Source organism: Alistipes megaguti (assembly GCF_944320325.1).
Classification (GTDB): Bacteria; Bacteroidota; Bacteroidia; order Bacteroidales; family Rikenellaceae; genus Alistipes; species Alistipes megaguti.
In genome coordinates this window covers 1-4,738 of the sequence record NZ_CALUHA010000060.1, presented here as the reverse complement: position 1 = coordinate 4,738, position 4,738 = coordinate 1, and the positions used below count along the sequence as shown (strand labels likewise).

At 59.3% G+C, this 4,738-nt stretch carries 3 protein-coding genes, 1 tRNA gene and 2 pseudogenes; 1 reads left to right on the top strand and 5 read right to left on the bottom strand.

Annotation, left to right across the window (positions count from 1 at the left end):
• From PUQ42_RS10250 to dprA, 5 genes and pseudogenes are all read right to left on the bottom strand, one after another.
• A pseudogene (locus tag PUQ42_RS10250) lies at positions 1-242 on the bottom strand (MotA/TolQ/ExbB proton channel family protein); the annotation flags it as partial.
• A gap of 429 nt (positions 243-671) precedes the next feature.
• Entirely contained in the window at positions 672-1,700 is a 1,029-nt protein-coding gene (locus PUQ42_RS10245; RefSeq protein WP_087309572.1) for an asparaginase, read from the bottom strand.
• Between the two features lie 42 nt (positions 1,701-1,742).
• A complete protein-coding gene (locus tag PUQ42_RS10370) occupies positions 1,743-2,219 on the bottom strand; it encodes a TIGR04076 family protein (protein ID WP_420534969.1) in 477 nt (158 codons plus the stop codon).
• 137 nt (positions 2,220-2,356) lie between these two features.
• Positions 2,357-3,142 (bottom strand): annotated as a pseudogene (locus tag PUQ42_RS10235) (TatD family hydrolase); the annotation flags it as partial.
• Positions 3,139-4,239 (bottom strand): DNA-processing protein DprA, encoded by a 1,101-nt coding sequence (dprA, locus tag PUQ42_RS10230; RefSeq protein ID WP_122120039.1) that lies wholly within the window; start codon positions 4,237-4,239, stop codon positions 3,139-3,141. The pseudogene PUQ42_RS10235 and the gene dprA, both read right to left, overlap by 4 nt.
• 202 nt (positions 4,240-4,441) lie before the next feature.
• Between dprA and PUQ42_RS10225 the strand changes: the two genes are divergently transcribed.
• A tRNA-Cys gene (locus tag PUQ42_RS10225) sits at positions 4,442-4,512 on the top strand.
• Positions 4,513-4,738 lie beyond the last annotated feature (226 nt).

The window sequence follows — 4,738 nt, the reverse complement described above, 5'->3', positions numbered from 1 at the left end:
GAGAGCGACAGGTAAAGGATACGTTCGATGGCTACAGCCAAACCGAGTACGAGGAATACCAAAATCGGAAGCATCCAGGCCCAACCGCCCTCGAGGAACTTCTGCATCAGCACGTGGTGCAGGCTGTCGCCAGCGATCTGGGTTTCGGCTACAACCGTTTCAGCGGCTGCTGCGGCGTCCTGAGCGAAGGCACTAACGGTACCCAGAAGGGCAACCGACGGGATCAAAAAAAGTTTTTTCATAGTTGTGTTGGATAAGATTAAATTTGATTAGTTGATTATTATTTGTTTGTGTCTTTTTTAAAGGTTTCTTTGGCCGCAGGTCCGCCGTGTGCGTTTCCGGTTTGGGCATTGCCGGGGTTTCCGGGTTTCCGGAGACCGGAACGGGAGCCGCTTCGGAACTTTTTTTCGGGTCGGTTAAAAAATTACTAATAACATATTTTTTTTTCGGTTCCGGGTAGGTCCGGGCTCTTTTCGGGGGCTGCGGGCCGTGCCGGGAGACGACTTTCACACATCTTTTCGAATCCCGGATACAGTGATTCGGAATCGGGTAATTATTTATCAATCAACTGTTTTGCCTGTCCTGCGCGCGTCTGTCCAGGCTGTGGACCCTGACATACGGGCACTTTAGCAGTGCGAAATATAGGAAAAAAAATCGTTTCGTGCAACGTCTCAGACGGTAAATTCTCCGCGCAGGGGTTTGCGCAGCAGATCGCGGGTCTCGCTTTGGGGGAGTCCGAGCCCGAGGACGTACATGAGTTTGGTGACGGCGGCCTCGCAGGTCATGTCGTAGCCGCAGAGCACGCCGGTTTTCTGAAGGATCAGTCCGGTTTCGTAGAGGCCCATCGAGACGCATCCGGCGCCGCACTGGGTGATGTTGAGCAGGATGATTCCGCGGTCGACGGCCTCGCGCAGGACGTGGATAAAGCGTTCCGACGTGGGGGCGTTTCCGGCGCCGTAGGTCTCGAGTACCACGGCGCGCAGTCCCGGGGCGGCGAAGGTGGCTTCGAGGATCTCCTCTCCCAGTCCCGGGAAGAGCTTCACCAGAGCGATACCGCCCGACAGGCGGGTGGCGATGCGCAGCGTCGAGGGATACTCCGCCGGGTGGAGGATGGCCTGACGGTTGTAGGTGATGTTGACGCCGACCTCGGCCAGCGGCGGATAGTTGTCGGACTGGAAGGCGCTCAGGGCTTCGGCGCTGCGTTTGGTGGTGCGGTTGGCGCGGAAGAGGCGGTTCTGGAAGTAGAGCGAGACCTCCGGAACGACGGGATGTCCCTCTTCGCGTGCGCCGGCGATTTCGATGGCCGTGATGAGGTTTTCGCGGCCGTCGGTGCGCAGGACGCCGATGGGGATCTGGCTGCCGGTGAAGACGACCGGTTTGGCGAGGTTTTCCAGCAGGAAACTCAGGGCCGAAGCGGAGTAGGACATCGTGTCGGTGCCGTGCAGGACGACGAAACCGTCGTAGCGGGCGTAGTTGTCGCGGATCAGTTCGGCCAGGGCGATCCAGTGGGCGGGTTCGACGTTCGAGGAGTCGATCACCGGGTCGACCGTATGGACATCGATGTCGACGTTGAGGCGTTTGAGCGAGGGGAACTCCTCGTAGATGCCGCTGAAATCGAAGGGAACCAGTGCACCCGTAGCGGCATCGGTCTTCATGCCGATGGTTCCGCCCGTGTAGATGATCAGAATGGAAGATCGCATATGTTTTTGAAATTCATGTTGCTTGTTGTCGGTGTTTGGTTTTCAGAGGTCTGTCCGACGGGTTTGTCTGCCTGCCACGGGGCTTTTTCCCGGGGAGTCGCCCGTTGTCTCCGGAGCGGCGGCGTCCGGCAGGCTGCCCGGGGGTGTGTCCGGAGCGTCGCCCTTGCTTGGAGCCCTGTCGGGGCGGCGGCCGGAGGTCGGCTCCGCACTTTCGGTCTCATCGAGAGCCTCCACCAGGAAACTGACCGGGCGGAATCCGTCGTTGCACGAGAGCAGGGCCGAGGCGGGATTCTTCATCCACCCCTCATAGAGGTTCGTGGCGCCGTGGGCCAGCGCCATGACAAAGGGCGAGAGGGTCTGCCAGGCACTTTCGCACAGCCCGTCGGGCTTCTGCCACCTTTCGGCGATGAATACCTGCCCCTCCCGCAGGTCGCAGGCCTCTTCGATCGGATTCTCATACCGTTCGATCAGATCCGGGTAGTGTGTCTTGCGGATGACGGTGATGCGTACGCGTTTCATCGGTGCGGTTCGTTGGTTTTGCCTGTTTTATCGGTCGGTCCCTCCGAACTGGAGACTCCGTCTTGGGTTGGGCTCTTCGGACCGGACTCTTCGCCCTGGAGTGCTCTCTCCGTCCCGGGATCCCGGCCAACCGTCACGCCGAACATGCGTTCGGCATTGGCCGTCGTGATGCGGGCCACCTCTTCCGCCGAAATTCCCTTCAGTTCGGCCACCTTCTCGCATACGTAGCGTACATAGGCCGATTCGTTGCGCTGGCCGCGATGGGGTGCCGGGGTCAGATAGGGGCAGTCGGTCTCGAGCAGCAGATCCTGCAGCTCCATCTCGCGTACCACCTCGGCGATGCGGCTCTTCTTGAAGGTGACCACTCCGCCGATGCCGAAGAGGAAGTCGCCGCAGGTTTTCAGTTCGCGGTAACTCTCCACACCGTCCGAGAAGGCGTGGAAGCCCCCTCGGACGCCGCGGCCCGCATATTCGCGCATGATCTCGAGCGTCTCGGGCCAGGCATCGCGCGTGTGGACGACGATCGGCAGTCCGTACTGCAGCGCGAGGTTGATCTGACGGCGGAAGGCCTCAATCTGTTCGTCGCGGAAGTCGTGGCTCCAGTAGAGGTCCAGCCCGATCTCACCGACGGCGCAGAAGCGTCCGATTCCTGCGGGTGGATTGTCCAGATATTGTTGTACGAGTTCCAGCTCTTCGCGCCAATGCGGGATGTCGTTCACCGACGTGGGGTGCAGCCCCATCATCGGGGAGCAGCACTCCGGATGGCGGCGGCAGAGGTCGAAGAGGCGTTCGTGGCTCCGGGAGTCGATGGCCGGCAGCAGGAGCCGCCCGACCCCGGCGGCCAGGGCACGATGCAGTGCCTCCTCACGGTCCGCGTCGAACGCTTCGTCATAGAGATGTGAGTGTGTATCGATCAGATTCATAGCTTCATGTAACGGTTCCCGGGGAGTTGTCGGATGGCTCCCGACAACTCGAGTCCGATGAGCAGTACGGCCAGCTCTCCGGGATTCCGTCCGCTTCGTTCGGCCAGGATTTCGAGCGGCAGCGGATCGCTCGACGGGAAGAGTTTGAGCAGTTGCTCCTCGTCCGAGGTCAGCGACGGGGTGGGTACTTGGGTTCGGAACCCAGCGGGATCCTCCCCGAAATCCCACATCAGTTCGCGGATAACGTCATCGGCATTCATGACCAGCTGGGCCTTGCGGTTTCGGATCAGGTGGTTGGTTCCGGCCGAGGAGCGGTCCGTAGCGCGTCCGGGGACGGCCATCACCGAGCGGTTGTACCCGTCGGCGTAGTGTGCCGTGACGAGCGAACCGCCGCTGTCGGGTGATTCGACGACGATGCATCCGGCGCTCAGGGCGGCGATGATGCGGTTTCGGGCGAGATAGAAGTTGCCGTTTTGACGCGATTGCGAGTGAAGTTCCGTAATCAGCGCTCCGCCCTGATCGAGGATCTCGCGGGCAACTCCGGCGTGTTGGGCGGGGGTCACTTCTGGCAGGGCATTGGCCAGTACGGCCACCGTCGGGACATGGGCCTCCAGAGCCGCCCGGTGAGCGGCCACGTCGATCCCGAAGGCCAGTCCGCTGACGATCGTGAGGCCGGGGACCTGTTCGGCGAGCTGGCCGACGAGTCGGTTGCACATGATTTGTCCGTATGGCGAAGCCTGACGGGTTCCGACCATCGAGAGGCAGCGTTTGGAAAGGATCCTGAGGTTGCCCATTGCGTAGATGACGGCCGGGAAGTCGGGGATTTCGCGCAACAGGGCGGGATATTCGGGGTCGGTTGATGCGATGATGCTGATTCCGTTCTGGCGGCAGTATTCGATTTCGCGTTCGGCGGCGTGGAAGGCCTGTTTCTGGATGATATTCCGGGCGATATCGGGTTTGAGTTGGGCTCGAACGGAGAGTTCGTCGAGGGATGCGTCGAAAATGTTCCGTGCATTGCCGAAAATTTCGAGCAGATGGACGGCACCTTTCACCCCGATTCCGCGGGTCATCTGGAGGGCGATATCCTCGATGGTCATGCTAAGAGCTGAAATCCGGGACTAAAGGTAACTATTTTTAGGAGAAAAACGATGAAATTCGGGGAAAATGGATGAAAGTTGCGAGGAAGTTTTGGAGGGAACGGAAAAGTTTGTATATTTGCACTCCCGAAGCACCGAAACGGTCTCAGAAGTGGGGCTGGGAAAAGAAGGGGGGAGTTGGATTAGTTAGGAGGTGCGACATGGTCTGATGGCCGAGTGGCTAGGCAAAGGTCTGCAAAACCTTATACAGCGGTTCGAGTCCGCTTCAGACCTCAAAGAAGGCTTCTAATCAGCTAATTTTTAGCGATTAAGAGGCCTTCTTTCATTTACGGGGGCGCAGATAGGGGCGCAAGTGGTCCGAATTTTCAACATACAGTCAATCACTGCACTATTGAATAATCGAGGCTTGAAAGGATTTTCGATCTCTTATTCACGGAACAGTTCATAGACCATCCTCCCGAATTCCCGCCGCCCACTAATAACTGACAAGGCCAGCGGC

Excerpts from the sequence above, each read along its gene's own strand:
- PUQ42_RS10245 (WP_087309572.1), bottom strand. The coding sequence starts at position 1,700 with ATGCGATCTTCCATTCTGATCATCTACACGGGCGGAACCATCGGCATG.
- PUQ42_RS10370 (WP_420534969.1), bottom strand. The coding sequence starts at position 2,219 with ATGAAACGCGTACGCATCACCGTCATCCGCAAGACACACTACCCGGAT.
- dprA (WP_122120039.1), bottom strand. The coding sequence starts at position 4,239 with ATGACCATCGAGGATATCGCCCTCCAGATGACCCGCGGAATCGGGGTG.